Genomic DNA, 26262 nt, shown 5'->3' with positions numbered 1-26262 from the left:
AAACAACGGCCATCCGGGCGTGGTGACGCTGTTCTTCGGTGGCCCGGGTAATTCCAAGCCGGGGTTGTTCGAGGACTTCGATCTGGTCGGGTTCTTCCTGGGCGGTCCGGGCAATTCGGATCCGGGTCTGGTGCAGCTGCTGTTCGGCGGCCAGGGTCAGGGTCATCCGGGCTTGTTCGAGGAGTTGGCCGGCGCGTTCTTCGGCTTCTTCGATGACGGGCCGGGTCAGGGGCAGGCTGCGGCGTTGGCGGTTCCTCAGGACGGCTTTGGTGGGTTCTTCGACACCATCAGCTCGTTCTTCCTGGGTGGTCCGGGTGGCTCGGATCCGGGTCTGGTCGACCTGTTCTTCGGTGGCCCGGGTAATTCCAAGCCGGGGTTGTTCGAGGACTTCGATCTGGTCGGGTTCTTCCTGGGCGGTCCGGGCAATTCGGATCCGGGTCTGGTGCAGCTGCTGTTCGGCGGCCAGGGTCAGGGTCATCCGGGCTTGTTCGAGGAGTTGGCCGGCGCGTTCTTCGGCTTCTTCGATGACGGGCCGGGTCAGGGGCAGGCTGCGGCGTTGGCGGTTCCTCAGGACGGCTTTGGTGGGTTCTTCGACACCATCAGCTCGTTCTTCCTGGGTGGTCCGGGTGGCTCGGATCCGGGTCTGGTCGACCTGTTCTTCGGTGGCCCGGGTAATTCCAAGCCGGGGTTGTTCGAGGACTTCGATCTGGTCGGGTTCTTCCTGGGCGGTCCGGGCAATTCGGATCCGGGTCTGGTGCAGCTGCTGTTCGGCGGCCAGGGTCAGGGTCATCCGGGCTTGTTCGAGGAGTTGGCCGGCGCGTTCTTCGGCTTCTTCGATGACGGGCCGGGTCAGGGGCAGGCTGCGGCGTTGGCGGTTCCTCAGGACGGCTTTGGTGGGTTCTTCGACACCATCAGCTCGTTCTTCCTGGGTGGTCCGGGTGGCTCGGATCCGGGTCTGGTCGACCTGTTCTTCGGTGGCCCGGGTAATTCCAAGCCGGGGTTGTTCGAGGACTTCGATCTGGTCGGGTTCTTCCTGGGCGGTCCGGGCAATTCGGATCCGGGTCTGGTGCAGCTGCTGTTCGGCGGCCAGGGTCAGGGTCATCCGGGCTTGTTCGAGGAGTTGGCCGGCGCGTTCTTCGGCTTCTTCGATGACGGGCCGGGTCAGGGGCAGGCTGCGGCGTTGGCGGTTCCTCAGGACGGCTTTGGTGGGTTCTTCGACACCATCAGCTCGTTCTTCCTGGGTGGTCCGGGTGGCTCGGATCCGGGTCTGGTCGACCTGTTCTTCGGTGGCCCGGGTAATTCCAAGCCGGGGTTGTTCGAGGACTTCGATCTGGTCGGGTTCTTCCTGGGCGGTCCGGGCAATTCGGATCCGGGTCTGGTGCAGCTGCTGTTCGGCGGCCAGGGTCAGGGTCATCCGGGCTTGTTCGAGGAGTTGGCCGGCGCGTTCTTCGGCTTCTTCGATGACGGGCCGGGTCAGGGGCAGGCTGCGGCGTTGGCGGTTCCTCAGGACGGCTTTGGTGGGTTCTTCGACACCATCAGCTCGTTCTTCCTGGGTGGTCCGGGTGGCTCGGATCCGGGTCTGGTCGACCTGTTCTTCGGTGGCCCGGGTAATTCCAAGCCGGGGTTGTTCGAGGACTTCGATCTGGTCGGGTTCTTCCTGGGCGGTCCGGGCAATTCGGATCCGGGTCTGGTGCAGCTGCTGTTCGGCGGCCAGGGTCAGGGTCATCCGGGCTTGTTCGAGGAGTTGGCCGGCGCGTTCTTCGGCTTCTTCGATGACGGGCCGGGTCAGGGGCAGGCTGCGGCGTTGGCGGTTCCTCAGGACGGCTTTGGTGGGTTCTTCGACACCATCAGCTCGTTCTTCCTGGGTGGTCCGGGTGGCTCGGATCCGGGTCTGGTCGACCTGTTCTTCGGTGGCCCGGGTAATTCCAAGCCGGGGTTGTTCGAGGACTTCGATCTGGTCGGGTTCTTCCTGGGCGGTCCGGGCAATTCGGATCCGGGTCTGGTGCAGCTGCTGTTCGGCGGCCAGGGTCAGGGTCATCCGGGCTTGTTCGAGGAGTTGGCCGGCGCGTTCTTCGGCTTCTTCGATGACGGGCCGGGTCAGGGGCAGGCTGCGGCGTTGGCGGTTCCTCAGGACGGCTTTGGTGGGTTCTTCGACACCATCAGCTCGTTCTTCCTGGGTGGTCCGGGTGGCTCGGATCCGGGTCTGGTCGACCTGTTCTTCGGTGGCCCGGGTAATTCCAAGCCGGGGTTGTTCGAGGACTTCGATCTGGTCGGGTTCTTCCTGGGCGGTCCGGGCAATTCGGATCCGGGTCTGGTGCAGCTGCTGTTCGGCGGCCAGGGTCAGGGTCATCCGGGCTTGTTCGAGGAGTTGGCCGGCGCGTTCTTCGGCTTCTTCGATTGAGGACTTCGGCGGACCGCTGAGATCGCGAGTTCGACAAAACTACAGTTGTTTGCGGGAGCGTCACGGTAGCCGGCGCTCCCGCAAAACTGTGAGAGGCACCTGCTGTGAAGCGGTACGCGTCGGCCTCGCTGCAGTTAGTCCTCGAAACACTGATCTGTGAGGCCCCGCTTAGGCCGTTGTCATGAGTTCTTCCCATTGGCCGGCTATCCATTGCCGGAACATAGACAGCAACGGGCAACCAGGTGAGGTGTCATACCGGTAGCAGCTCGGCTGCGCAGCGTGCATCAATAGGCGCTTGGCGGTTTGCAATTCGCGAAAGAGTCACCAGGGCATAAGCGGAGACTGAAAATTCGACTATTGCGCCCATTGACTCTGTCGACACTTAAGGTTGACGTATGCGCGCGATGGGTAAGAGATTTGCGCCAGCCGACCTAATTTCGCTCCCTGCTGCCTCGAGTCCTAGTCAGGTTCAGCAGTGACAGGCCGCACCGGAAAGGTTTGGAGTGTGCGCTGGAGGAAGCTCGACACACTTCAGCAGAGGTTCGAGGACTCACAAATCGGCCAGGTAGCGATCAGCGGGCTGGTCATCGCAGTTGTATTGATCGGCGCGGTATGGAATTTCCCGGCTTCAGAGATTCAACGCACCCTTGTGCCAATCCTGAGGCCGGTGGCGTTCGGAACTGGTCTCGAACAAGGCTGGGGGGTTTTCACGCCTGAGCCACAGAGCACCCTTGACACCATCGAAGTGCGCGTCGCGATGACTGACGGTCAAACGCGAGTCTGGATTATCCGAGAAGATGCCACCGGCATCGATTTTGTTGCTTACCGCTGGCGAAAATTGAAGGACAACGTGTTGCGAGACAAGGAAGTTAGGCGCCTGATCGCGCACTGGGTAATGCGTAAGACCACCAAACCCACCGAGCACGCGGCGAACGTCGAGATAATACTCCGCAGCGAGAAATTACCCCCGCCAGGCAATCGCGGCCCAGGAGAGACCACGGTGAAGACGCTCTACAACGAGAATCTAGCCACGGGACAATGATCGGATCTTTCCACGACTTGCGAGGGCGACCCGGTGCGGTCGTCGAGGCTTGGCGTTCATTCTGGTTTCGATCCGAGCCGGCTTACACATTAGGTCTGATCCGGATCGCGTTCGGCGCACTCGTTGTGGCATGGGCTCTGTCACTGCGACCGGACCTGCACGAACTCTTCGGCGAGGACGGAGTTGTGCCACACCAACCTTCGCGCTCGTATAGGTGGGGGATATTTGAGGTTTGGTCCAGTGACCAGGCACTGATGATCGGCTGGATCATCCTCCTCTTATCCTCGATTGCATTGGCGGCCGGATGGCACGCCAGGCTGGCGGCCGTCTTGGTATTTGTGTTGGTCATATCGTTTCAGCGGCGTGATCCATTCGTATTCAACTCTGGCGACTACTTGCTTCGCATCGAGGCCCTCTTTCTTGCGCTGTCCTCCTGTGGGGCGGCCCTGTCGCTCGATCAGCGTCGCAGGACCGGATCGTTTTGGTCGGCACAGTGCCGATCGGTCTGGCTTGTACGGCTTATGCAGGTTCAATTGTCACTGATTTACCTGGCGTCTGTTCGAGCGAAGATGGAAAGCACGGCATGGTCTAATGGAACTGCGGTTTCCTACACTTTGCGAGTCGACGACCTTCAAGTTCTGCCGACACCAGAATGGCTTTCGACGAACGCCATGTTAATGAATCTGGTGACATGGGGCACTATTGCTCTTGAGCTGGCGATTGGAATCTTCGTGTGGAACCGGCGTTTGCGTCCATGGTTGTTGCTGGCCGGTGTAGTGATGCACACGATGATCATGACCACCGTTTCTGTAGCCTTCTTCAGTTTTGCGATGTTCGTGCTCTATATGGCGTTTGTGCCATGGGAAACGGTTGAGCGATTACCGCATAGCGTCCGATTGTTGGCGATGAGCTGCATATCGGTGTTGCGGACAGGGCGCGCCAAGCAGATGCCCTTAGAGGACCTGCCGGAAGCAGCTAAAAAACAGCTGAACCACAGTGCCGCGACATCGCCGGCTCCGCCGGAAAACGCTGCCGACGGCCGTACTGGTCCTGGGGAAGATGGTGAGCCCACTGCGGTCGACCCGCATCATCTTCCGCAAAATCGTGTCGAAGCAATACATTCTTCAAGTGGAAGTGAAAGATGGGTCGGAGCAACACAATCCCCGCCGGCCAAGGCGGCACCCTCTTCGCGCCGAGCGCCAAAAAGCCGGCGTCGGGGCCGGGCTCGATAGGGTGGCGGCAATCGGCCACCATTGAGCAGTAGCCGAAGATCAGCTGCCCCAGCGGCGACAGGTCACAATTCCAAATTTGCCGTGACTCGACATACTGCGTGCCGAACATCGAGCGTGAGGCATAGACGAAGTCGACCCGATCAGGCCGGCAACAGTTCCACCCCGGCCAGCGCCACGGCGTCGTCGCGCTCGGGCGCCGTCACAACGGCGCGAAAGCCGTCGCCTTCCTTCCACACACTCGCCTTCAGCGTCTCCCCCGGGAAGACGACTCCCGCGAACCGCGCGCCATAGCTTCCGACCCGGGCGGTATCGCCGTCCAGGAGTGCGTCGACCATCGCCTTGCAGGTCATCCCGTATGTGCACAGGCCGTGCAGGATCGGCCTGGGAAACCCGGCAGCGGAGGCGAAGTCAGGGTCGGAGTGCAGCGGGTTGCGATCGCCGCACATCCGGTACAGCAGTGCCTGCTGCGGTGACACCGCTATCGACAGTTCGAAGTCAGGTGCGCGCTCCGGCGGCTCGGAGGACGTCGACGGTCCTCTCTCGCCGCCGAACCCGCCCTCACCACGGGCGAAGATCGAGCGCTTCTGGGTCCACAGCGGACTTCCGTCCGGCGTGGTGACCGTTGTCTGCGACCAGATCACCGCCGCCTTGCCCTTGTCCCAGATGTCGGTGAACCGGGTGATCGCACGGCCGGTGCCCGACGGCGGAATCGGCGCGGGCGCCGACACCGCCTCGCTGGCGTGCAGCACTCTGCTCAGCTCGATGTCGATGCCGGGAAACTTCACCGTCGGCGCCTGTGTGTCGTGGAAGCTCGCAGCGACATTGCCGAACGTCGGCAGCACCTGCGGGGTGTCGTCGACCAGATAGCGAAGCTCGCGCTTGTCCATCGGGTCCTGGCCTGCGCCGAGACTGAGGTGGTAGAGCTGGATATCGCTACTGGACCACGAGAACTCGACCGGCTCGAGCTCCGCGCCGAGCGCCTCGTCGAGATTGATCGGCATCTCAGGCCTTCCCCGCAATGTGCAGCGCCGCCAGGTAGCCGAACGCCATCGCCGGGCCGATCGTCCCGCCTGGACCGGGATACGTGTGACCCATCACCGGGGCGCTCACATTGCCCGAGGCATACAGGCCTTCGATCACCGAACCGTCGTCGCGCAGCGCGCGCGCGTAGACGTCGGTGCGAATGCCGCCCTTTGTCCCGAGGTCGCCGGGCACCATCTTGGCCGCGTAGTACGGCCCGTGGCTGATCTCGCCGAGATTGGGGTTCGGCTTGTTGGTCGGATCGCCGTAATAGCGGTCGTAGGCGCTCTCGCCACGGTGGAAGTCTTCGTCGGTGCCCGAGCGTGCGAAGCCGTTGAACCGCTCGACGGTTTGGGCCAGCGCATCGGCGGGCAGGCCCGCCTTGGCGGCCAACTCCTCGATGGTGTCGGCGGTGACGATCACACCGGACTCGAGCCACTTTCTCGGAATGCGCTGCCCGGGTTGAAGTCCCGCAAAGATATAGCGATCGCGGTACCGCTGGTCGAAGATCAGCCATGCCGGGATGTTCTCGCCGGGACCCGGCCCCTGACCGTACTCGCCGCCGTACATGTGGTGGCAGGCCTCGACATACGGCATCGACTCGTTCATGAACCGCTTGGCGGACATGTTCACGATGATCGATCCAGGGGAGTTGCGCTCCGACAGAGCGAACCACGGGGCGCCGACCAGCGGCACCGTCGGCCCCCACCACGCGTCTTCCATGATGTCCAGTGCGGCGCCGAGCTTTTCACCGGCGATGATGCCGTCGCCGGTATTGGCCTTGGCGCCGACCGTCCACTCGGTGGTGATCGGTGCGCGCTGGTACTTCACCCGCATCTGCTCGTTGTGCTCGAACCCGCCGGAGCCGAGGATCACCCCGCGACGGGCCCTGATCAATTCGGGCTCAGCGGATTCCGGCGCCTTGGTGTCGCGGACGTAGATCCCGCGCACCACGCCGTCCTCGACGTACAGGTCGGTGAACGCGGTGTTGAGGCGCACCGGTACACCCGCCTCCTGCAGGCCGATCCGAAGCGGCGCGATCAGCGCACGGCCCATCCCGACGAGGTTCTTGCCGGTGGCCTTGGCCCACATCGTGCGGGCACCGACCTTGAGGCTGCGCAGCACTCCGCGTGGATGCCGCTTGAGCATGTTCAGCCGCACGTAGTCCTGCTGCATCACCACGACGTTGAGCGGAACCTTCCCGTACGGCGGTTCCAGCCCGGACTCGTCAGGGCCGAGCTTGCGGGCGTTGAACGGCTTCGGCTCGATCGAACGGCCGCCTGCCCTGCCGCCCGGCGCCTCCGGGTAATAGTCGGAGTAGTTCGGCACCCAGCACATCTTCAGCGGGGTGTGCTTCAGGACGAACGACAACATCTCAGGGGCGCGGTCGAGATAGGTGTCGATGCGTTCGGATTCGACGACGTCACCGATGATGTGGTGCAGATATTTCCGCGCCTCATCGGGCGTGTCGGTGACCCCGTCGCGCTTGAGGACCTCGTTGTTCGGGATCCAGACCCCACCACCCGACCGGGCGGTCGAACCGCCATAGTGCGGCGCCTTCTCCACGACTAAAGTTGAGAGGCCCTGATGGGCGGCGGTGAGGGCAGCAACCATGCCGGCGGCGCCGCTCCCGATCACGACGACGTCGAACTCCTGTCCTGTCATGTAGAACACGTTATAGAATTGCCCGGCCAACGAACAACTGCGCCGGTCGGACAACACGAGGGGAATTCGCCAAAATGCTCACTGTCCAGGTGCGTGACGAGCTGGCCGCCGAGCTGGCGCAGGCTGAACGCAGCCGCGTCCCCATCGGCCCGTTGACCACGGGCAACCCCGACATCGACGTCGTCGACGCCTATGAGATCCAACTCATCAACATCCGGCAGCGGGTTGCCGAGGGGGCGCGCGTGATCGGCCACAAGGTGGGCCTGTCGAGCAAGGCGATGCAGGAGATGATGGGCGTCGACGAGCCCGATTACGGGCATCTGCTCGACGAGATGGCCGTCTTCGAGGACAGGCCGGTCACCGCCGGGAACTATCTGTATCCGCGGGTGGAGGTCGAGGTTGGATTCGTGCTCGCCGACGATTTGCCAGGGGAGGGCTGCACCGAGGACGACGTGTTGGCCGCCACCGCCGCTTTGGCCCCGGCCATCGAGCTGATCGACACCCGTATCAGGGACTGGAAGATCAAGCTGTGCGACACGATCGCCGACAACGCGTCGTCGGCGGGATGGGTGTTGGGCGAGGCCCGGGTGTCGCCCAAGGACATCGACATTCAGAACATCGACGCGACCCTGACCCGCAACGGGGAAGTCGTCGCCAAGGGCCGCAGCGATGCGGTGCTCGGCAATCCGGTGACGGCGGTGGCGTGGCTGGCTCGCAAGGTGGACAGCTTCGGCGTGCGGTTGAAGGCTGGCGACATCGTGCTACCGGGGTCGTGCACGAAGGCATTCGACGCGACACCGGGAGACGCATTCGTCGCAGACTTCGACGGGCTGGGCGCAGTCCACTTGTCGTTCGAGTAGAGGAGCACAGAACCCATGCCGCAGAAGGTATCCGCCGCGATCGTCGGATCGGGCAACATCAGCACAGACCTGCTGTACAAGCTGCTGCGCTCGGAATGGATCGAGCCGCGCTGGATGGTCGGCATCGATCCGGAGAGCGAAGGGCTGGCCCGGGCGCGCAAGCTCGGCCTCGAGACCAGCGCCGAGGGTGCGGATTGGCTGTTGAGCCTCGACGAGAAGCCCGACCTGCTGTTCGAGGCGACCAGCGCCTACGTGCACCGCGATGCGGCGGCGAAATACGCTGAGGCGGGTATCCGCGCCGTCGACCTGACCCCGGCGGCCGTCGGCCCCGGAGTGATCCCGCCGGCGAACCTACGCGAGCATCTGGACGCGCCGAACGTCAACATGGTCACGTGCGGCGGCCAGGCGACGATCCCCATCGTCTATGCGGTGTCCCGGGTCGTCGAGGTGCCCTACGGAGAGATTGTGGCGTCGGTGTCGTCGGCGTCGGCCGGACCGGGCACGCGCGCCAACATCGACGAGTTCACCAAGACCACCGCCGCAGGCGTGCAGAACATCGGCGGCGCCGAGCGCGGCAAGGCGATCATCATCCTCAACCCGGCCGATCCGCCGATGATCATGCGCGACACCATCTTCTGCGCGATCCCCGAGGACGCCGACCGCGACGCGATTGCACAGTCCATCCGCGACGTGGTGGCCGACGTGCAGACCTACGTGCCGGGCTACCGGCTGCTCAACGAGCCTCAGTTCGACGATCCGTCGATCAATTCCGGCGGGCAGGCGCTGGTCACCACATTCATCGAAGTGGAGGGTGCGGGCGACTATCTGCCGCCCTACGCTGGAAATTTGGACATCATGACCGCCGCGGCCACCAAGGTCGGCGAAGAGATCGCGAAGGAGAGCCTTTCCGCGACGGCCGGAGGAGGCCAAGCATGAGCATCGACGACATCTACTTCAACCCCATGTGGGACATCCGGATGACGGACACGTCGCTGCGCGACGGCAGCCACCACAAGCGCCACCAGTTCACCAAAGACGAGGTGGGTGCGATCGTCGCTGCGCTCGACGCCGCGGGGGTGCCCGTCATCGAAGTGACCCACGGCGACGGCCTCGGCGGCTCGAGCTTCAACTACGGCTTCTCCAAGACTCCCGAGCAGGAACTCATCAAGCTGGCGGCCGAGACGGCCACCGAATCCAAGATCGCCTTCCTGATGTTGCCGGGCGTGGGCACCAAGGAGGACATCAAGGAGGCGCAGAACAACGGCGGCTCGATATGCCGCATCGCCACCCACTGCACCGAGGCCGACGTCTCGATCCAGCACTTCGGGCTGGCCCGCGAACTCGGCCTGGAAACCGTCGGCTTTCTGATGATGAGCCACACGATCTCGCCCGAGAAGCTCGCCGCCCAGGCCCGCATCATGGCCGACGCGGGATGCCAGTGCGTCTACGTCGTGGACTCCGCGGGCGCCCTCGTGCTCGAAGGCGTGCGCGACCGGGTCGCCGCACTTGTCGCCGAATTAGGATCGGCTGCCCAAGTTGGTTTTCATGGCCACGAGAATCTCGGCCTCGGCGTCGCCAACAGCATCGAAGCCGTTCGTGCCGGAGCCAAGCAGATCGACGGGTCGTGCCGCCGGTTCGGCGCCGGCGCGGGCAACGCCCCCGTCGAGGCGCTGATCGGGGTATTCGACAAGATCGGCGTCAAGACCGGCATCGACTTCTTCGACATCGCCGACGCCGCCGAAGAGGTCGTCGCACCCGCCATGCCTGCTGAGTGCCTGCTCGACCGCAACGCCCTGATCATGGGCTATTCGGGGGTGTACTCGAGCTTCCTCAAGCACGCCATCCGGCAATCCGAACGCTACGGCGTGCCCGCCCACAAGCTGCTGCACCGCGCCGGTCAGCGCAAGCTCATCGGCGGCCAGGAAGACCAACTCATCGACATCGCGCTGGAGATCAAACGCGAACAGGACAGCGGCGAGGCGGTCGCCCGCTAAGCGGCCTCGCCTGGCAAAATCCCACCTATGCGCGGAATCATCCTCGCGGGCGGGACAGGGACCCGGCTACACCCCATCAGCCTCGGGGCCAGCAAGCAGCTGCTGCCGGTGTACGACAAGCCGATGGTCTACTACCCGCTGACGACGCTGATGCTCGCGGGCGTCCGCGACGTGCTCGTCATCACGACGCCCGAGGACGTCGGCGCCTTCGTCAGGCTGCTCGGTGACGGCGACAAATTCGGCATCTCGATCACCTACGCCGCTCAGCCCTCACCCGAGGGTCTGGCCCAGGCCTTCATCATCGGCCGCGACCACATCGGCTCCGAGTCGGTCGCACTTGCGTTAGGCGACAACATCTTTTACGGACCCGGTCTCGGCTCGCAACTGCGCCGCTTCAGCGATATCGACGGCGGGACGATATTCGCCTACCGCGTCGCGAACCCCTCGGCATACGGCGTCGTCGAGTTCGATGACCAGTTCCGGGTCGTGTCGCTGGAAGAGAAGCCCAAGTCGCCGCGGTCGCCCTACGCGATACCGGGGCTATATTTCTACGACAACGACGTCGTCGATATCGCCGCGGGCCTGCGCCCGTCGGACCGCGGCGAATACGAGATCACCGACGTCAACCGCGCCTACCTCGAGCAGGGCAGGTTGGCCGTCGAGGTGCTCCCACGCGGCACCGCCTGGCTCGACACCGGCACCTTCGACTCGCTGCTCGACGCGGGCAACTACGTCCGCACCATCGAGGAACGCCAGGGGTTGAAAATCGGCGTACCCGAGGAGGTCGCCTGGCGGCTCGGCTACGTCTCCGATGACGAGCTGCGGGAACGCGGCGAACTCCTGATCAAATCCGGCTACGGAAGTTATCTGCTGTCTCTGCTCGACGACGACGCGGAACACGCCCGCTAGGGCCACTAGCCAACTTTCCTGGGCGCCATGCGGAACCCGATAGGCCTGTCGGCGCGACCAACAATCGCAGACCGATAGGAGTGTGCTTTGCCGCGCCGACCTGAGGACGTCACCCCTGCCGGGCAGGATGGGGTGGTGGCGACGCGACTTCAGGCGCAGGCGATCCTCGAACAACTCGCGGGGCCGGGCGCTGTCTTGCGCGACGACCAGTGGGCCGCCATCGAGGCGCTGGTGGTGCAGCGTCGGCGCGCGTTGGTGGTGCAGCGCACCGGCTGGGGTAAATCCGCCGTGTACTTCATCGCCGCCAAACTGTTGCGCGCCGACGGCCGCGGAGTCACCGTCATCGTCTCGCCGCTGCTGGCGCTGATGCGCAATCAGGTCGCCGCAGCCGAGCGGGCGGGAGTGCACGCCGCCACCGTCAACTCGAGCAACGTCGCCGACTGGGACGACGTCCACCACCGCGTGCACCGCGGTGAGGTCGATGTGCTCCTGGTCAGCCCGGAACGTCTGAACAATCCGGACTTTCGCGATCAGGTGCTGCCCGCCCTGGCCCGCGACGCCGGCCTCGTCGTCGTCGACGAAGCGCACTGCGTTTCGGACTGGGGGCACGATTTCCGCCCCGACTACCGGCGCATCCGCACTCTGCTGGCCGACCTCGGCCCTGACGTGCCGGTGCTGGCCACCACGGCCACAGCCAACGATCGGGTGGTCGCCGACGTCGCGGCTCAACTCGGCGTCGGCGGCGCGGACACGCTGGTGTTGCGCGGCGGACTGGACCGGGAGTCGCTGCGGCTCGCGGTGGTATCGGCGGGCAACCCGGCGCAGCGCGCGGCGTGGCTCGCCGCGCACCTCGGTCAGCTGCCCGGCTCGGGAATCGTCTACACACTGACCGTCGCGCAGGCCGCAGACGTCGCGGCGCTTCTGCGCGAGCGCGGTTTCGAGGTGGCCGCCTACACCGGCGCGACCGAGGCCGCCGAGCGTGAACAACTCGAAGCCGATCTGCTGGCCAACCGCGTCAAGGCGCTGATTGCCACCTCCGCGCTCGGCATGGGCTTCGACAAGCCCGACCTCGGTTTCGTCGTGCACCTGGGCGCGCCGTCCTCGCCGATCGCGTATTACCAACAGGTCGGGCGCGCAGGCCGGGCCACCGAAAGCGCCGAGGTGATTCTGCTGCCGGGGCGCGAGGATCACGACGTGTGGCGCTACTTCTCGTCCGTCGCATTCCCGTCAGAAACCATGGTGCGCAACGTGATCGACGCATTGGATCGCGAGCGGCCGCAGTCGACGCCTGCGCTGGAGGCACTGGTCGACCTCGGGCGGTCGCGGCTGGAAATGGTGCTCAAGGTGCTCGACGTCGACGGTGCGGTGAAGCGCGTCAAGGGTGGCTGGGTCGCCACCGGCCAGGCATGGGAGTACGACGAACCCCGCTATCGCACCCTTGACGAGGCTCGCCGACGCGAGCAGGAGGCCATGCTCGAGTATCAGCGTACCGATACGTGCCGGATGTCATTCCTGCGCGCTCAGCTCGACGATCCCACCATTGACGTCGACGAGCGGTGCGGTCGGTGCGACAACTGCATCGGCACCCGATTCGGTGCAGACGTCGACGCGGCGGAGGCCGAAGAAACCCGGGCGCTGCTCATGCGGCCGGGAGTCGAACTGGCGCCGCGCAAACAGTGGCCGTCCGGGCTGGCCAAACTAGGGGTGGGCCTCAGCGGGCGGATCACCGACGGAGCAGCATCGGGTCGCGTCATCGGACGGCTGACAGATCTCGGCTGGGGTGCGCGGTTACGGGCGCTGCTGGCCGACCGCGATGGCGCCGATGCCGAGGCGCCCGCCGACGTGGTGGACGCCGCCATCAAAGTGCTCGCGGCCTGGAACTGGCCGGTGCGGCCGACCGCGGTTATGGCGCTGGACTCCGAACGGCATCCGCTGCTGATCTCGTCGCTGAGCCGTAGGCTGGCCGAACTGGGCAGGCTGACCGACCTTGGGACACTGCGTTACACGCCGCAGCGGCGACCGGTAGCGGCCGCCAACTCGGCGTATCGAGTTGCAGCGCTTGCCGATTCCTGGTCGCCGCCGGACGGGGACGCCATCCGGGCGGCTGGCGGGCCGGTGCTGCTTGTCGACGATGTGGTCGACACCGGGTGGACGCTGACGATGGCTGCCCGCGTGGTGCGCGCTGCGGGTGCACCCGAGGTGTTGCCGTTCGCGCTGGCCAGCACCTCCTAGGCAGTCGCGGAACGCCGCGGTGCGGTGCCGCCGAGTTGTGCGGTGACCGCCTCGGCGGCAGCCATCAGCGCCTTGGCTCGGTCCCGTATCTCGTTGTCCGTCAACGCCTTCCCGATGTGCATCGAGGCAACCATGACCTGGCGGCCGTAATGGTCGTAGACGGGCGCCGAGATCACGCTGATATCGAATCGGGTCGAGCGCCGTTTGCCGCCGCGTTCGGGATCGTCGGGCAGGTGGACCCGCTCCCCGATGTCGGAGACCAGCTCGCCGAGTAGCGCGCGCAATTCGTCGGGCAGGGTGCTCGACATCCCGGCCATCATCGAGTAGAGGCGACGGCCACCAGGGGTTAACCGTTCGACGAGATAGCCGTCGGTGCGGCATCTTTCGATGACCCGCGCCAATCGGTTCGGCTCGGTTCGCGAGGGGTGTAGCGGCACAGTGGGTTCCTTGGCCAACCAGTCGTGTACCGCCTCGTCGTCCCACAGCACGAACATCAACCCGACCGGTGGCGCGAACGGATAGCTCTGGCCTACCTCGACCCCGGGCCGGACGCCCGCGGGTGCCACCAGTTCGAGCAGCGTGATTCTGTCGTCGATCACGGCGGACAGACCCGCGGTGACGCCGAACGTCGCCGACAGCCGGCGAAGCTCTTCGCGCGCTGCCGGACTGACCCGCATCGACTCCTGGGCCCGGTGACCCAGTGCGATCAGCGACGGTCCCAGCCGGTACGTCTTGTCGGCGCCGTCGCGAACGAGATAACCGGCGTCGGTCAGCGCACTGACGATACCGAGGCAGGTCGGCTTGCTCAGACCAAGACGGCGGGCCAACTCCGAGACACCGAATCTCTCGTCGGGGTGGCCGGCCAGGAAGTCCAGGATCGCCACCACTCGTCTGGTTGGCGGGGATGCGCGGCCGGCGGAGTCGGGAGGCATCAGCGGAGACTACACGGGTCGTTCCATATTTGTACCACTACGGTCGATATATTGACTCTTGTTAGAACGCGTTCTAGTTTCGACAGCGTGTATTCGCAGCCTTTGACCGACGCCATCGCCGAGGCCGAGCGATTGGTCGCGGCAGCTCCCTTCATCGAATCGCAGGCAGATCTGCTCGAAGGCCTGCAGTACCTGGCCGGTTGCATATCCGGCTGCACCCATCTGGCCTTCGACTACGACCGCGACCACCCGTTCATGCAGTCGGGCACCGGCCCGTTCACCAAGATGGGGCTGGACAACCCCGACGCGATGTACTTCGGCACGAGGGTGCAGCCGGGCCACGAATACGTCGTCACCGGCAAGCGGGGTACGACGACCGATCTGTGTTTTCAGATGCTCGGCGGCGAGTACACCGACGACAACGTGCCGGAGAGTCAGGCGGCCTTCGACGACCGTGAACTCGACATCGCCGCCGACGGCACCTTCGAGTGGCGAGTGACACCGAAAAGCCCGTCGCAATTGGTCGTTCGCGAGGTCTACAACGACTGGGGCGCGCAACGCGGTTACCTCAGCATCGCCAGAACTGACACTGCAGGCATCGCGCCGCCACCCCTGACCAAGGAGCTCATCGAAAAGCGCTACGCGGTCGCGGGGAAACAGCTCGTGCAGCGGGTGAAGACCTGGCTGCAGTTCCCCCAGTGGTTCTACAACACGCTCCCGGTGAACACCATGGTGGCGCCGCGCCTGACGCCCGGCGGGCTGGCGACCCAGTATTCGTCTGTCGGCCACTTCGACATGAGGCCGGACCAGGCGCTGGTCATCACGCTGCCGGTCACCGATGCCCCGTACCTCGGCTTCCAGCTCGGCAGCCTCTGGTACATCTCGCTGGACTACATCAACCATCAGACGTCGCTGAACGGCACTCAGGCGCAAGCGGATCCGGACGGCAAGATCCGGTACGTGGTGTCCGACGCGAACCCGGGCGTGACGAACTGGGTCGAGACACTCGGGCACGCCAAGGGCTACCTCCAGTTCCGCTGGCAGCGCCTGTCACGTGAGCTCACCGAGGCGGACGGTCCCACCGTCGAGCTTCTCGATATCGACAAGGTGGCCGATGCGCTGCCTTACTACGAGTCGAACAAGATTTCCGAAGAGGCGTGGCGTGCACGGATCGCGCTGCGCCAGAAGCAGATCGGCGACAGGATGGTTGCATAACATGGCAGGACTTCTCGAGGGCCGAGTCGTCGTCATCAGCGGTGTCGGCCCAGCGCTGGGTACCACGCTGGCGAGGCGATGTGCGGAGGCGGGCGCGGATCTGGTCCTCGCTGCCCGAACCGTCGAGCGCCTCGACGATGTGGCCAAGCAGATCACCGACCTCGGCAGGCGTGCGGTGTCGGTGGGCACGGACATCACCGACGAGGCACAGGTCGCCAACCTCGTCGAGGAGACGCTCGAGGCGTACGGCAAGGTCGACGTGCTGATCAACAACGCGTTCCGGGTGCCGTCCATGAAGCCGTTCGCCAACACCACCTTCGAGCACATGCGCGACGCAATCGAGCTGACGGTGTTCGGCGCGCTGCGAATGGTGCAGGGCTTCACCCCCGCCCTCGCCGAGTCGAAAGGCTCGGTGGTGAACGTGAACTCGATGGTGGTTCGCCATTCCCAGGCGAAGTACGGCGCATACAAGATGGCGAAGTCAGCGCTGCTGGCGATGTCGCAGACGCTGGCCACCGAGCTCGGCGAGCAGGGCATCCGGGTGAATTCGGTGCTGCCCGGCTATATCTGGGGTGGCACGCTGAAGAGCTACTTCGAGCACCAGGCAGGCAAGTACGGCACATCGGTCGACGACATCTACGCCGCTGCCGCCGCGGGCTCTGACCTGAAGCGACTGCCGACCGAGGACGAGGTGGCGTCGGCGATCCTCTTCATGGCCAGCGACCTATCGAGCGGAATCACCGGCCAAGCACTGGACGTGAACTGCGGGGAGTACAAGGCGTGATGTCTTCCCCAAGGACGGATCCCGGCACCGTCGAGGAACTACACGCGTCGGCGACCAAGGCATGTGGCCTCGACGACTTCGGCTCGGACGACGACAACTATCGCGAGGGGCTTTCGGTGCTGCTCGAGTCCTATCGGCGGGACGCGGATCTCACCGAGATCGGCAGCAAGATGAACCGCTTCTTCGTCCGCAACGCTTTGGTCGCGCGGTTGATGTCGGAGGCGGCGTGGAAGCAGTACCCTCAGCACGCCGATGTGGCGATCGAGCGACCGATCTTCGTCACCGGGCTGCCCCGCACCGGAACCACGGCATTGCACCGGTTGATGAGCTCCGACCCGCGGCATCAGGGCCTCGAGTTGTGGCTGGCTGAATTCCCGCAGCCCCGCCCACCGCGCGAAACATGGTCGCAGAACCCCGTTTTCCGCGAGCTCGATGCGCGGTTCACCCAGGCGCACAAAGAGAATCCCGAGTACACCGGTCTGCATTTCATGACCGCCGACGAGGTCGAGGAGTGTTGGCAACTACTGCGCCAATCCCTGCACTCGGTGTCCTACGAAACGCTGGCGCACCTACCGACATACTCGCAGTGGCTGTCGCGCCAGGACTGGACCAAGCCGTATCATCGCCACCGCAAAAACCTTCAGCTGATCGGTCTCAACGACGCGGACAAGCGCTGGGTGCTGAAGAACCCCAGCCACCTGTTCGCGCTCGACGCGTTGATGGCGGCCTATCCGGACGCGCTCGTGGTGCAGTGCCACCGCCCGGTGGAGACGATCATGGCGTCGATGTGCTCACTGGCGCAGCACACCACGGCGGGCTGGTCGAACAGCTTCAGCGGGGACGTGATCGGGGAGGATGCGATGGAGACCTGGTCGCGCGGACTCCGGTTGTTCACCGCTGAACGGGCCAAACACGATTCGGCTCAGTTCTACGACATGGACTACTTCGAGTTGATCAAGGACCCGATCGGCACCGTCGACGGCATCTACCGCCACTTCGGTATCGAGTTGACCGACGAGGCGCGCGCCGCGATGGAGGCCAGCGACGCCGAGAGCAAGCAGGGCCCGCGTGCACCCAAACACACTTACTCGCTCGAGGACTACGGCCTGACCGCCGACGCCGTCAAAGAGCGCTTCAAGGGGCTCTGACGCGCGAAGGTCGCGACCGGGCTGGCGGAGCTCAGATCAACGATTTCTGCGCGGTGGTCGTGGCGCTGTTGAGGTCGCAGCCCTCACGCAGAATTCGACGAAACTCCTCCCCGCGAGCAGACGCAAACTCGCGTGACCGGCCGCGCGGAGAAATCAGCCGTCGCCGGGCAATGGGTCGCTGGATACTTCCTCCAGAACCCCCTCGGCCACCGCGTGTTTGATGCTGTCGGCCAGCTTCGGGCAGGACCGTGCGCGTGCAGGCTCACCGCCGGACTCGCGCACCTCGGCGAAGTACGCGCAGCGCCGAGTCGCCTCGGAGTTCCACTGCACCGACGTATGGGCGGGACCGAGCTTCTTGACGTTGACCGAGACGTGGCAGAACCGGCAGTCGACGGAGACCAGCCCTGACTTCAGATATCGCTCGCGGTCGCGTTGCGTGGCTTCGCGCACGGCGGCGGCCCGATCGGGGTCGGACGCGAAATTCGGCGCCTTCGACCATGATCCGCGGGCGATGTCGTTCTGGCCGTGGGTGTGGTCGTCGTCGTCGTGGGCACCGTGCAGAGCCAGCATCGATCGGGCCAGGTCGTCGACGTCGGCGGGGCCGACAATCCGGGCTGGGTCGGCGGGGCCGACAATCCGGGCTGGGTCCCGTGTCTGGTGCCTGTCCGGCGGGCTCATGACGACGGCTGCTCGGCCTTTTCCTCTTCTGCCTTGAGCCTCAGGTTCTCTTCCACCTCGACGTGCCATTTCTCGTTCGCCGCGGTGGTGTCGACCTCGATCTCGAAGCGGTCGGTCATGTCGGGCGTCACGTCGGCGATGTCGACGTAGAACTGCTGATACCAACGACGCATCTGGTAGACCGCGCCGTCCTCCTCGACCAACAGCGGATTGTCGATGCGTGTCTTGTGCTTCCAGATCTCGACATCCTGCAGGAAGCCCTTGCTGACACCCTCGGTGAAGACCCTGGCGAGCTTCTCGGTGGTCTCCTCGTCGAGGCCCTTGGGTTTCTCGACGATGACGCCCCACTGCAACATGAAGGAATCCTGGCTCACCGGGTAGTGGCAGTTGATGAGGATGGATTCGGCCTTGAAGCCGCCGTAGTTGTTGTGCAGCCAGTTGATCATGAACGAGGGACCGAAGTAGGACGCCTCGGAGTCGAGGTGGGCCTCGCCGTAGTTGGTGCCCATGTCGTTGATGTCAGGCCGGCCGACATTGTGCAGGAACTGCGACGCGATATGGCCCTCGAAGACGTTCTTGAAGAACGTCGGAAGTCCGTAGTGGATGTAGAAGAAGTGCGCCATGTCGGTGACGTTGTCGATGATCTCGCGGCAATTGGCGCCCTCGATCAGGATCGAGTTCCACTTCCAGTCGGTCCACCCGTCGTCGGCGAACTCCGCGATGTCGGGGATCCGCACCTCATCCGGCGGTGGGTTGCCCTCGTGGTCGTGCCAGACGAACAGAAGCCCGCCGCGTACGTCGGTGGTCCATGACCGGGTGCGTGCGAGTCGCGGCGTCCGCTTGGCGTAGGGAACGAGCTTGCACTTGCCGTCGCCGCCCCAGCGCCAGTCGTGGAACGGGCAGGCCACCTCGTCGCCCTTGATGGTGCCTTGGGAGAGGTTGCCGCCCATATGCCTGCAGTAGCCGTCGAGGACCTTGAGTTCGCCGTGCGAATCGGCGAACACGACCAGCATGGTTCCGAAGATCTCGATACCGTGCGGCTTTCCGTCCTGGTAGTCCTTCACCGGGCCGAGGCAGTGCCAACCTCGGGCGTAGCGGTCGGGCAGCGCGCCGGTGTCGATCTCGCGAATGCCGCTGTGGGCTGTGTCAGCCGTCACTTCGCGCCTCCTGTCCTTGCCCTCTAACTAGAACACGTTACAGTTTTTACCCTCGGCAGCGCAACGTAAACGCCATTTACCTGCGGTATATCTAGACGATGCCGCTGTTCACGTTCGAAGGCCGGTCACCGACGGTCGATCCTGGCGCCTTCATCGCCCCGACAGCGACGCTCATCGGCGACGTCCACGTCGAGGCCGGTGCTTCGGTGTGGTTCAACGCGGTGCTGCGCGCCGACTTCGCCCCCATCATCGTCCGTGAGGGCGCGAACGTACAGGACTGCAGCGTGCTGCACGCCCCGCCGGGGATTCCCGTCGACGTCGGGCCGGGAGCGACGGTCGCTCACAGTTGCGTCATTCACGGCGCGCACCTCGGCTCGGAGGCGGTCATCGCGAATCATTCGACGGTGCTCGACGGTGCGGTGATCGGCAGACGCAGTCTCGTCGCCGCCCATTCGTTGGTCGCCAGCGGAACGAAGATTCCCGACGAAGTCGTGGCGGCGGGTGCGCCTGCGGAGATCAGAGGACCGGTCGCGGGCACTGGAGCTCAACTGTGGGTGGACGCCAACCCCGGTGCCTACCAGGACCTGGCCCGCCGCTATGCCGTCGGCCTGCGGCAGATCACCGAAGCCGGGCAACCCTAGATCTTGCGGGCGCTGCGGGTGGCGGCGTCGAGTTCCCAGTAGGCGCGCAACGCGACGATCTTGCCGTCGTCGTCGACCCGGTAGGTGAACACCCCTTCGGCGACGACCTCGTAGCCGCTCGAGCGGATCACGATGTTGCCCACGTTGGCTTCCTCGTTGCCGCACTCGTAGGTCTTGTCGAAGTTGAAGGTCAGTTCGCTCGGGGCGATCGCCATGTCGTAGAACTTCGCGATCGCCTCTTTGCCGCGGTGGCCCTTGCCCTCCGGATCGAAGTGCGACGGCCCGATCGGATCCTCGACGATTGCGTCGTCGGCGAATACCGCCAGCCAGGCGGGCTTGTCGCGCGCCACCGCCGCCTCGCGGGAGCGCTTACCCGCCAGGTGCACGGGTGAGTCGCTCATCGGTCCTGCCAGCCGGAGTGAATGTAGGTGTCGGCGAACCGCTTGACCGAATCCTGTTTGGCCGCAAGCGGCGCGTCGAAGCCAAGGCCGTCGAAGACCCAGGGCATGACGATGTTGTCGGTGACGCCGGCCTCGGCCAGTTCCCGGTGACCGTCGACGCCGAACTTGTCGATGCAGACGGCCTGATACTCGAACGGGTCGTCCGCGCGGCCGTTGTCGGCCAGCAGCTTTTTGAGCTTGCCGATGATCTCGGCCAGCTCGGCTCCGGTCAGCATCGCGCTCGTCCAGCCGTCGCCGACTCTGGCCGCACGCTTGAGCGCCACCTCGGTGTGCCCGCCGACATAGAACGGCACCGGCTTGGCGGGTGCCGGACTCATCTGCAGCTTGTCGAAGTCGTAGAACTCACCGTGGAATTCGACCATGCCGCCGCCGAGGACGAGCTTGATCACCTCGATCATTTCGTCGACACGCTTGCCCCGCTTGGCGTACGGCTGGCCGCACCACTCGAATTCCTCTGGCGCCCAGCCGATTCCGACACCGAACCCGAACCGGTTGTTGGTCAGGTTCGCCACCGAGCCCACCTGGCGCGCCAGCAACAGTGGATTGCGCGAGCCGAGCTTCATCACGTTGGTGTAGAACCGCAGCGTCGACGTGACCGCGCCCATCGCACCCGCGGCGATCAGCGGGTCGACCCACGGCGTGTTCTCGTCCCACATCCGCGAGCCGTCCGGCGTGTACGGGTAGTCGGCCGCCTGCTTCTCCATGTAGAAGATCGAGTCGGGAAGCGCGATGTTGTCGAAGCCGGCCTCCTCGACCGTTTTCGACAGCTCGACGAGTTGATCCACCGGACACATCGGCACCGCGCAGGTGTACTGCATCATGAGGACTTGTCCCCTGGCTTTTCCGAACTGACCACCCACATCGAGTAGTACTGCGCGCCACCGCCATACGCGTGACCAAGCGCCTTGCGCGCGCCCTGGACCTGGTGGTCGCCTGCCTTGCCCATCACCTGAATGGCGGACTCGGCGAAGCGGATCATGCCGGACGCGCCGATCGGGTTCGACGACAGCACGCCGCCGGAGGCGTTCAGCGGAATCCGCCCACCGATCGCCGTCTCGCCCGCTTCGGTCAACTTCCAGCCCTCACCCTCGGGTGCGAAGCCGAGGCTCTCCAGCCACATCGGCTCGTACCACGAGAACGGCACGTAAACCTCGGCGACATCGATTTCGTCGATCGGGCTCGTGATGCCTGCGTCCTTCCACAACGCCGCGGCGGCGTCACGGCTGGCCTGCGGGTTGACCTGATCACGTCCGGCGTAGGCCAGCGGTTCGGTGCGCAGAGACGTCGCATGGATCCATGCCACCGGATGACCGTCGGCGACCCTGCCGTCGGCGATCTCCTCGTTGCCGATCACCATGGCCGCCGCGCCGTCTGACGACGGACAGGTCTCGTCGTAGCGGACCGGGTCCCACAGCATCGGCGACGCCATCACCTTCTCCAGCGTGATGTCCGGCTGATGAAGGTGGGAAAGGGGGTTCTTGGCGCCGTTGAGCCGGTCCTTGACCGCAACCATCGCGCCGATGTGAGTCGGTGCACCCGAGCGCCGGATGTACGCGCGAATGTGCGGGGCGAAGTATCCCCCCGCGCCCGCGCCGACCGGCTTGGTGAACGGTATCGGAATGCTCAACGCCCACATGGCATTCGACTCCGACTGCTTCTCCCACGCCATCGTGAGCACCCGCTTGTACTTGCCGGACTGCACCAGGCTGGCCGCGACGATGGCGGTCGATCCGCCGACCGATCCCGCGGTGTGCACCCGGATCAGCGGCTTACCCGTTGCGCCGACCGCGTCGGCCATGAACAGTTCGGGCATCATGACGCCCTCGAAGAAGTCGGGCGCCTTGCCGACCACAACGGCATCGATGTCGTCGAATGTCGACCCGGAATCGGCCAGCGCCCTGTCGATGGCCTCTCGGACAAGGCCGTTCATCGAGACGTCCTTGCGTTTGGCGACGTACTTGGTCTGGCCCGTGCCGAGCACCGCAGCTAGTTGGCCCGTCATGATTGTTTCCCTTCCAGCACGGCGACGAGGTTCTGTTGCAGCACAGGGCCGCTGGTCGCATGGGCCAACACCCGGCCCGCTGAGCCGTTCCAGATGTGCTGGGCGGCAAAGCCGATGCGCTCGAGGCCTGCCGAGAACATGGGGTTGGCCGCAAGGGTCCCCCCCGACGGATTGACCTTCGTAGACGCCGGAAGGCCGATCGCCTCGGTCAGAATCAGCTGCTGATGGGTGAAGGGCGCATAGATCTCGGCCACCTCGATCGACCCCGGGTCACCGCCCGTGGCCACCGTGGCCGACGCTTCCGTCGACGGTGAGCTCGTCAGGTCCCGTGCGCCCAGCACGGGCGTTTCGATGCGGTGCTCGATACCGGTGATCCACGCGGGGTTCTCGCGCAGCTCACGAGCCTTGTCGCCGGATGCCAGCACGATCGCCGATGCGCCATCGGTGATCGGGGCGATATCGTGGCGCCGCAATGGATCGGCGAAGAACGGTCGGGCCAGCAGTTCGTCGATCGATTTGGCCGGCTTCTCCGAATCGGTGCGGTCTGCGGCGGCGAACGAGTCGAGCGCCACCTGGGCCATCTGTTCGGCCGTCCACTTACCCGCGTCGAGGCCGAAGCGGGCCTGCAACCCGGCCATCGACACCGAATCAGGCCACAGCGGAGCGACCGTGTACGGGTCGGTCTGCAGTGCGAGCACGCGGCGCAATGTGCCCGCCGACGACTTGCCGAACCCGTACACCAGCGCGGTCTCGACCTGGCCGGTCAGGATCTTGATGTAGGCCTCGTAGAGGGCCCACGCGGCGTCCATCTCGACATGCGACTCGTTGATCGGCGGCACCGCTCCGATCGAGTCGATCGCCGAGATGAACGAAAATGCGCGTCCGGCAAGATAATCCGACGAACCGGAGCACCAGAAGCCGATGTCCGTCTGCGCCAGGCCCAGCTCCTGATAGATCGATGCGAAGCACGGCATCAGCATCTCGACGCCGTTGGTGGTGCCTTCGGTGCGGCGCACGTGCGGGGCGTGGGCGAAGCCCACCACAGCAACGTCAGTCACGGTCAGTGCCTCTCAGAGGTGGTGCTTGTAGGTGTCGTAGTCGGCGTCCGGTTCGCCGCTCGGCCGGAAGTACTCGATGTTGTCGATGCCGAAATCCCATTCCTCGCGTGGCCTCCAGACCGCTTCGACCCGCATGCCCATCCGCACGTCGGCCGCATCGATGTCGGAGACCAGATGGAGGAAAGGGATATCCGCGCCGTCGAGGAGTACGTAGGCGGCGACGTAGGGCGGCTTGATCCGCTGACCCGCGAACGGGATGTTGATGATCGCGAACGTCGTGACGGTGCCCTTGTCCGGCAGCTCGACGAACTCGTCGAGGACCTTGCCCGTCGCGGGGTCGGCTTCCCTCGCGGGAAAGTACAGCTTGCCGTTGGGCCCGGTGCGGGCGCCGAGCAGCTTGCCCTCCTTGAGCGCCTTGAGGTAGGCGGTCTCGGGAAGGGATGCGGTGTGCTGGATCTCGATGCTGCTCGGCGACACCTGAATGGTCACCGGCTCGAGGTCGTCGGAGGTCTCGACGGTCGGCTCTTCTTCATCCCCGAGCGAGAAGTAGGCGATGTCGGTGACAGCGCCGACCGGTTCGTCGATCCAATGCGCGGCCACGCGTGCGCCGGTGCTGATCGCGTCCGACGACCCCGCGTCGACGGCGTGCAGCAGCGGGGTGTCGGCGCCGTCGAGTTTGATCAGCGCCCAGGCGAACGGCCGATCCAGCGGCTGGCCTTCCAGTGGGCCGGCCTGCCATGTCCACGACACCACCGTCCCGACCGCGGACACCGGCACGACCTCGGTCAACGGTTCGTAGGTCACGGGGTCATACTCAGCGGGCGGAACAAGCACCCGCCCGTCCGAACCGCGCACGCCGACAATGCGTCGTCCGCGCAGGGCGGTGAAGAACTGACTCAGGAGCGGTCCCACTGAACGGGTGTAGTCGAATGAGAGCCTCAATGGCGCCGAGAGGGGCGGCTGATGGCTGTCGATCTGCACCGGGCTGCTTTGGCTGGTGGTCACGGCATCGAGTAGAACAGGTTCTAAGAGCGGTTTCAAGCGACCGCGGAAAGGCCTAGGAAGGCGATCTAAATGAAGCTGGGTCTACAACTCGGATATTGGGGCGCGCATCCGCCCGCGAACGCTCCTGAACTGGTCGCCGCGGCCGAGGAGGCCGGGTTCGAGACGGTCTTCACCGCCGAAGCATGGGGGTCGGACGCCTTCACGCCGCTGGCCTGGTGGGGGTCGGCGACGAGCCGGCTGCGCCTGGGCACGTCGGTGGTCCAGCTCTCCGCCCGCACTCCGACCGCATGCGCGATGGCGTCGCTGACCCTCGACCATTTGTCCGGCGGGCGGCACATCCTCGGGCTCGGCGTCTCGGGGCCGCAGGTCGTGGAGGGTTGGTACGGCCAGAGGTTCCCCAAGCCGCTGGCCCGCACCCGCGAATACGTCGACATCATTCGCCAGGTCTGGGCGCGCGAGAAGCCGGTCTCCAGCGACGGGCCGCACTATCCGCTGCCGCTGACGGGTGAGGGAACCACCGGGCTGGGCAAGGCGCTCAAGCCGATCACCCACCCGCTGCGCGCCGACATTCCGATCATGCTCGGCGCCGAAGGCCCGAAGAACGTGGCCATGGCCGCGGAGATCTGCGACGGCTGGCTGCCGATCTTCTACACGCCGCGGATGGCCGACACCTACAACGAGTGGCTCGACGAGGGCTTCGCCCGGCCCGGCGCTCGCCGCAGCCGCGAGGACTTCGAGATCTGCGCGACGGCCAACATCGTCATCACCGAGGACCGCGCCGCCGCATTCGCCGCGATGAAGCCCTATCTCGCGCTGTACATGGGCGGGATGGGCGCCGAGGACACCAACTTCCACGCCGACGTCTACCGCAGGATGGGCTACGCCGAGGTGGTCGACGAGGTGACGGCGCTTTTCCGCACCGACCGCAAGGATCAGGCGGCGGCGGTGATCCCGGACGAGCTCGTCGACGACGCCGCGATCGTCGGCAACCTCGACTACGTGCGCGCGCAGATCAAGGTGTGGGAGGCGGCAGGCGTCACGATGATGTGCGTCAGCGGCCGCGACGCCGAGCAGATCCGGCAGTTGGCCTCGCTGATCTAGCCGACCTCGCGGCAGTCGCCGAAGGTCATGTCCGCGTTGTCGATCGACATGCACGCCATGGCGCGCTTCGGGAGCCCGAGCGATGCGAGTTCCTGCGCGTAGGCGTGGTCGCCCAGCTTCAGGGTGGCACCGCCGATTCGGGCGTGCATGCCGGTGGACGTCTGTTCGGCAGCGGTCTCCCGGGTTGTGCCGTCGATGTTGGTGTAGGTCAGCAGCGACTGCGGGCGCGACGGCATCGGCACCGGGAGCCCCCGACCGATCGTCATGTCGACCAGCAGCGAACCGTCGACGCGGACGTCGAATCCGAACGGGTTGCCCTCTCGAACCGTGAAGTCCGCCAGGATCTTCGGATATCCCCAGATCTTTCTGCCCGCTTCCAGCGTGAAGCTCTGATCCACCAGCATGCGGTGCACGAACGTGCCTGCATCGCCGAACGCGCGCAGCCCGCCGATCTTGGCGCCAGGGGGCGCCACCATCACGCAGAACGAGAACTCGTTGTAGCACCCGAGATCACACTCGACGAACCGGGTCAGCAGGAGGTTGACCACGGCGCGGCCGGACCGGATCTCGAAGACCTTCAGCCCGCTGTAGTCGATCAGGCGCTGCGCTGCGCCTGCGTCGACGGTGAACATCGCGCTGTGCACGTCGGCCTTGCGGACGCGGACCGGCATGATGAGTACGGTGCCCGCGATCGTGTGCTGGGATTCAGACATGCCCGTCACTGT

General features: G+C 65.2%; 23 protein-coding genes. 12 read left to right on the top strand and 11 right to left on the bottom strand.

Annotated elements, in window-relative coordinates; translation table 11 throughout:
* Positions 1 to 2876: 2876 nt before the first annotated feature.
* Both C6A82_RS23705 and C6A82_RS23700 read left to right on the top strand, forming a co-directional pair.
* Positions 2877 to 3443 (top strand): hypothetical protein, encoded by a 567-nt coding sequence (locus tag C6A82_RS23705; RefSeq protein ID WP_142405964.1) that lies wholly within the window; start codon positions 2877 to 2879, stop codon positions 3441 to 3443.
* Positions 3440 to 4675 carry an HTTM domain-containing protein gene (locus tag C6A82_RS23700; protein ID WP_105345495.1) on the top strand — a complete coding sequence of 412 codons (1236 nt, stop codon included), beginning with the start codon at positions 3440 to 3442 and terminating at the stop codon, positions 4673 to 4675. The genes C6A82_RS23705 and C6A82_RS23700 overlap by 4 nt, the downstream gene beginning before the upstream one ends.
* Positions 4676 to 4815: 140 nt before the next feature.
* Here C6A82_RS23700 and C6A82_RS23695 read toward each other — a convergent pair whose 3' ends face one another.
* Positions 4816 to 5676, bottom strand: a complete 861-nt coding sequence (locus tag C6A82_RS23695) for a MaoC family dehydratase (protein ID WP_105345497.1) — start codon at positions 5674 to 5676, stop codon at positions 4816 to 4818.
* A 1-nt stretch (position 5677) separates the two neighbouring features.
* On the bottom strand, positions 5678 to 7360 hold the full coding sequence (gene kstD, locus C6A82_RS23690; RefSeq protein ID WP_105345519.1) for a 3-oxosteroid 1-dehydrogenase: 1683 nt from the start codon (positions 7358 to 7360) through the stop codon (positions 5678 to 5680).
* Between the two features lie 74 nt (positions 7361 to 7434).
* Here kstD and C6A82_RS23685 point away from each other — a divergent pair, with 74 nt between their 5' ends.
* The 5 genes from C6A82_RS23685 (at position 7435) to C6A82_RS23665 (ending at position 13355) form a co-directional block, all read left to right on the top strand.
* On the top strand, positions 7435 to 8220 hold the full coding sequence (locus C6A82_RS23685) for a 2-keto-4-pentenoate hydratase (protein ID WP_105345499.1): 786 nt from the start codon (positions 7435 to 7437) through the stop codon (positions 8218 to 8220).
* A 15-nt stretch (positions 8221 to 8235) separates the two neighbouring features.
* The gene (locus tag C6A82_RS23680; protein ID WP_105345500.1) at positions 8236 to 9156 is read left to right on the top strand and encodes an acetaldehyde dehydrogenase (acetylating); all 921 of its coding nucleotides are present in this window, start codon (positions 8236 to 8238) and stop codon (positions 9154 to 9156) included.
* Positions 9153 to 10214: a 4-hydroxy-2-oxovalerate aldolase gene (gene dmpG / locus C6A82_RS23675; RefSeq protein ID WP_105345502.1), complete on the top strand. Its 1062-nt coding sequence runs from the start codon at positions 9153 to 9155 to the stop codon at positions 10212 to 10214. Before C6A82_RS23680 ends, dmpG begins: the two co-directional genes overlap by 4 nt.
* 27 nt (positions 10215 to 10241) lie before the next feature.
* Complete coding sequence (rfbA, locus tag C6A82_RS23670; protein WP_105345504.1) at positions 10242 to 11123, top strand: glucose-1-phosphate thymidylyltransferase RfbA; 882 nt, start codon at positions 10242 to 10244, stop codon at positions 11121 to 11123.
* Between the two features lie 135 nt (positions 11124 to 11258).
* Positions 11259 to 13355 (top strand): ATP-dependent DNA helicase RecQ, encoded by a 2097-nt coding sequence (locus tag C6A82_RS23665; RefSeq protein ID WP_105345520.1) that lies wholly within the window; start codon positions 11259 to 11261, stop codon positions 13353 to 13355.
* Here the strand turns inward: C6A82_RS23665 and C6A82_RS23660 are convergent.
* Positions 13352 to 14287 carry an IclR family transcriptional regulator gene (locus C6A82_RS23660; RefSeq protein WP_105345506.1) on the bottom strand — a complete coding sequence of 312 codons (936 nt, stop codon included), beginning with the start codon at positions 14285 to 14287 and terminating at the stop codon, positions 13352 to 13354. The genes C6A82_RS23665 and C6A82_RS23660 overlap by 4 nt on opposite strands.
* 87 nt (positions 14288 to 14374) lie before the next feature.
* On the opposite strand from C6A82_RS23660, the gene C6A82_RS23655 reads away from it, so the two are divergent.
* Genes C6A82_RS23655 through C6A82_RS23645 form a run of 3 tightly spaced genes read left to right on the top strand, consistent with a single transcriptional unit; the run spans position 14375 to position 17434 of the window.
* Complete coding sequence (locus tag C6A82_RS23655; RefSeq protein ID WP_105345508.1) at positions 14375 to 15502, top strand: hypothetical protein; 1128 nt, start codon at positions 14375 to 14377, stop codon at positions 15500 to 15502.
* 1 nt (position 15503) lies between these two features.
* A complete protein-coding gene (locus C6A82_RS23650; RefSeq protein ID WP_105345509.1) occupies positions 15504 to 16286 on the top strand; it encodes an SDR family oxidoreductase in 783 nt (260 codons plus the stop codon).
* The gene (locus C6A82_RS23645) at positions 16286 to 17434 is read left to right on the top strand and encodes a sulfotransferase (protein WP_105345511.1); all 1149 of its coding nucleotides are present in this window, start codon (positions 16286 to 16288) and stop codon (positions 17432 to 17434) included. The genes C6A82_RS23650 and C6A82_RS23645 overlap by 1 nt, the downstream gene beginning before the upstream one ends.
* A 153-nt stretch (positions 17435 to 17587) precedes the next feature.
* Here the strand turns inward: C6A82_RS23645 and C6A82_RS23640 are convergent, their stop codons facing one another.
* Together C6A82_RS23640 and C6A82_RS23635 are read right to left on the bottom strand one after the other, a co-directional pair.
* Complete coding sequence (locus C6A82_RS23640) at positions 17588 to 18004, bottom strand: hypothetical protein (protein WP_199193785.1); 417 nt, start codon at positions 18002 to 18004, stop codon at positions 17588 to 17590.
* A gap of 104 nt (positions 18005 to 18108) precedes the next feature.
* Positions 18109 to 19269: a Rieske 2Fe-2S domain-containing protein gene (locus C6A82_RS23635; protein ID WP_105345513.1), complete on the bottom strand. Its 1161-nt coding sequence runs from the start codon at positions 19267 to 19269 to the stop codon at positions 18109 to 18111.
* Between the two features lie 98 nt (positions 19270 to 19367).
* Here C6A82_RS23635 and C6A82_RS23630 point away from each other — a divergent pair, with 98 nt between their 5' ends.
* Positions 19368 to 19910: a gamma carbonic anhydrase family protein gene (locus C6A82_RS23630; RefSeq protein ID WP_105345514.1), complete on the top strand. Its 543-nt coding sequence runs from the start codon at positions 19368 to 19370 to the stop codon at positions 19908 to 19910.
* Here the strand turns inward: C6A82_RS23630 and C6A82_RS23625 are convergent.
* The 5 genes from C6A82_RS23625 to C6A82_RS23605 are packed head-to-tail and all read right to left on the bottom strand — an operon-like array spanning position 19907 to position 24436.
* Complete coding sequence (locus C6A82_RS23625; RefSeq protein ID WP_105345516.1) at positions 19907 to 20311, bottom strand: nuclear transport factor 2 family protein; 405 nt, start codon at positions 20309 to 20311, stop codon at positions 19907 to 19909. The genes C6A82_RS23630 and C6A82_RS23625 overlap by 4 nt on opposite strands.
* Positions 20308 to 21189, bottom strand: coding sequence for a TIGR03619 family F420-dependent LLM class oxidoreductase (locus C6A82_RS23620; protein ID WP_105345523.1), 882 nt, complete (start codon positions 21187 to 21189; stop codon positions 20308 to 20310). The genes C6A82_RS23625 and C6A82_RS23620 overlap by 4 nt, the downstream gene beginning before the upstream one ends.
* A complete protein-coding gene (locus C6A82_RS23615; protein ID WP_105345517.1) occupies positions 21189 to 22373 on the bottom strand; it encodes a thiolase domain-containing protein in 1185 nt (394 codons plus the stop codon). Before C6A82_RS23615 ends, C6A82_RS23620 begins: the two co-directional genes overlap by 1 nt.
* Positions 22370 to 23437 (bottom strand): thiolase domain-containing protein, encoded by a 1068-nt coding sequence (locus C6A82_RS23610; RefSeq protein WP_311101922.1) that lies wholly within the window; start codon positions 23435 to 23437, stop codon positions 22370 to 22372. The genes C6A82_RS23615 and C6A82_RS23610 overlap by 4 nt, the downstream gene beginning before the upstream one ends.
* A gap of 6 nt (positions 23438 to 23443) precedes the next feature.
* On the bottom strand, positions 23444 to 24436 hold the full coding sequence (locus C6A82_RS23605) for a Zn-ribbon domain-containing OB-fold protein (protein ID WP_105342823.1): 993 nt from the start codon (positions 24434 to 24436) through the stop codon (positions 23444 to 23446).
* 69 nt (positions 24437 to 24505) lie between these two features.
* On the opposite strand from C6A82_RS23605, the gene C6A82_RS23600 reads away from it, so the two are divergent.
* The gene (locus C6A82_RS23600; RefSeq protein WP_105342821.1) at positions 24506 to 25537 is read left to right on the top strand and encodes an LLM class F420-dependent oxidoreductase; all 1032 of its coding nucleotides are present in this window, start codon (positions 24506 to 24508) and stop codon (positions 25535 to 25537) included.
* Here the strand turns inward: C6A82_RS23600 and C6A82_RS23595 are convergent.
* On the bottom strand, positions 25534 to 26250 hold the full coding sequence (locus tag C6A82_RS23595; protein ID WP_105342828.1) for an acetoacetate decarboxylase family protein: 717 nt from the start codon (positions 26248 to 26250) through the stop codon (positions 25534 to 25536). The two genes, C6A82_RS23600 and C6A82_RS23595, sit on opposite strands and share 4 nt — an antisense overlap.
* Positions 26251 to 26262: the final 12 nt, after the last annotated feature.

It is taken from the genome of Mycobacterium sp. ITM-2016-00318 (genome assembly GCF_002968285.2).
Lineage (GTDB): Bacteria > Actinomycetota > Actinomycetes > Mycobacteriales > Mycobacteriaceae > Mycobacterium.
This window is presented reverse-complemented; position numbering and strand designations above follow the sequence as displayed.

Coding starts and splice junctions, on each gene's coding strand:
- C6A82_RS23700 (WP_105345495.1), top strand. CDS start 3,440: ATGATCGGATCTTTCCACGACTTGCGAGGGCGACCCGGTGCGGTCGTC.
- C6A82_RS23685 (WP_105345499.1), top strand. CDS start 7,435: ATGCTCACTGTCCAGGTGCGTGACGAGCTGGCCGCCGAGCTGGCGCAG.
- dmpG (WP_105345502.1), top strand. CDS start 9,153: ATGAGCATCGACGACATCTACTTCAACCCCATGTGGGACATCCGGATG.
- C6A82_RS23600 (WP_105342821.1), top strand. CDS start 24,506: ATGAAGCTGGGTCTACAACTCGGATATTGGGGCGCGCATCCGCCCGCG.
- C6A82_RS23595 (WP_105342828.1), bottom strand. CDS start 26,250: ATGTCTGAATCCCAGCACACGATCGCGGGCACCGTACTCATCATGCCG.
- C6A82_RS23620 (WP_105345523.1), bottom strand. CDS start 21,189: ATGCAGTACACCTGCGCGGTGCCGATGTGTCCGGTGGATCAACTCGTC.
- kstD (WP_105345519.1), bottom strand. CDS start 7,360: ATGACAGGACAGGAGTTCGACGTCGTCGTGATCGGGAGCGGCGCCGCC.
- C6A82_RS23650 (WP_105345509.1), top strand. CDS start 15,504: ATGGCAGGACTTCTCGAGGGCCGAGTCGTCGTCATCAGCGGTGTCGGC.
- C6A82_RS23680 (WP_105345500.1), top strand. CDS start 8,236: ATGCCGCAGAAGGTATCCGCCGCGATCGTCGGATCGGGCAACATCAGC.
- rfbA (WP_105345504.1), top strand. CDS start 10,242: ATGCGCGGAATCATCCTCGCGGGCGGGACAGGGACCCGGCTACACCCC.
- C6A82_RS23630 (WP_105345514.1), top strand. CDS start 19,368: ATGCCGCTGTTCACGTTCGAAGGCCGGTCACCGACGGTCGATCCTGGC.
- C6A82_RS23645 (WP_105345511.1), top strand. CDS start 16,286: ATGTCTTCCCCAAGGACGGATCCCGGCACCGTCGAGGAACTACACGCG.
- C6A82_RS23640 (WP_199193785.1), bottom strand. CDS start 18,004: ATGCTGGCTCTGCACGGTGCCCACGACGACGACGACCACACCCACGGC.
- C6A82_RS23625 (WP_105345516.1), bottom strand. CDS start 20,311: ATGAGCGACTCACCCGTGCACCTGGCGGGTAAGCGCTCCCGCGAGGCG.
- C6A82_RS23615 (WP_105345517.1), bottom strand. CDS start 22,373: ATGACGGGCCAACTAGCTGCGGTGCTCGGCACGGGCCAGACCAAGTAC.
- C6A82_RS23695 (WP_105345497.1), bottom strand. CDS start 5,676: ATGCCGATCAATCTCGACGAGGCGCTCGGCGCGGAGCTCGAGCCGGTC.
- C6A82_RS23660 (WP_105345506.1), bottom strand. CDS start 14,287: ATGCCTCCCGACTCCGCCGGCCGCGCATCCCCGCCAACCAGACGAGTG.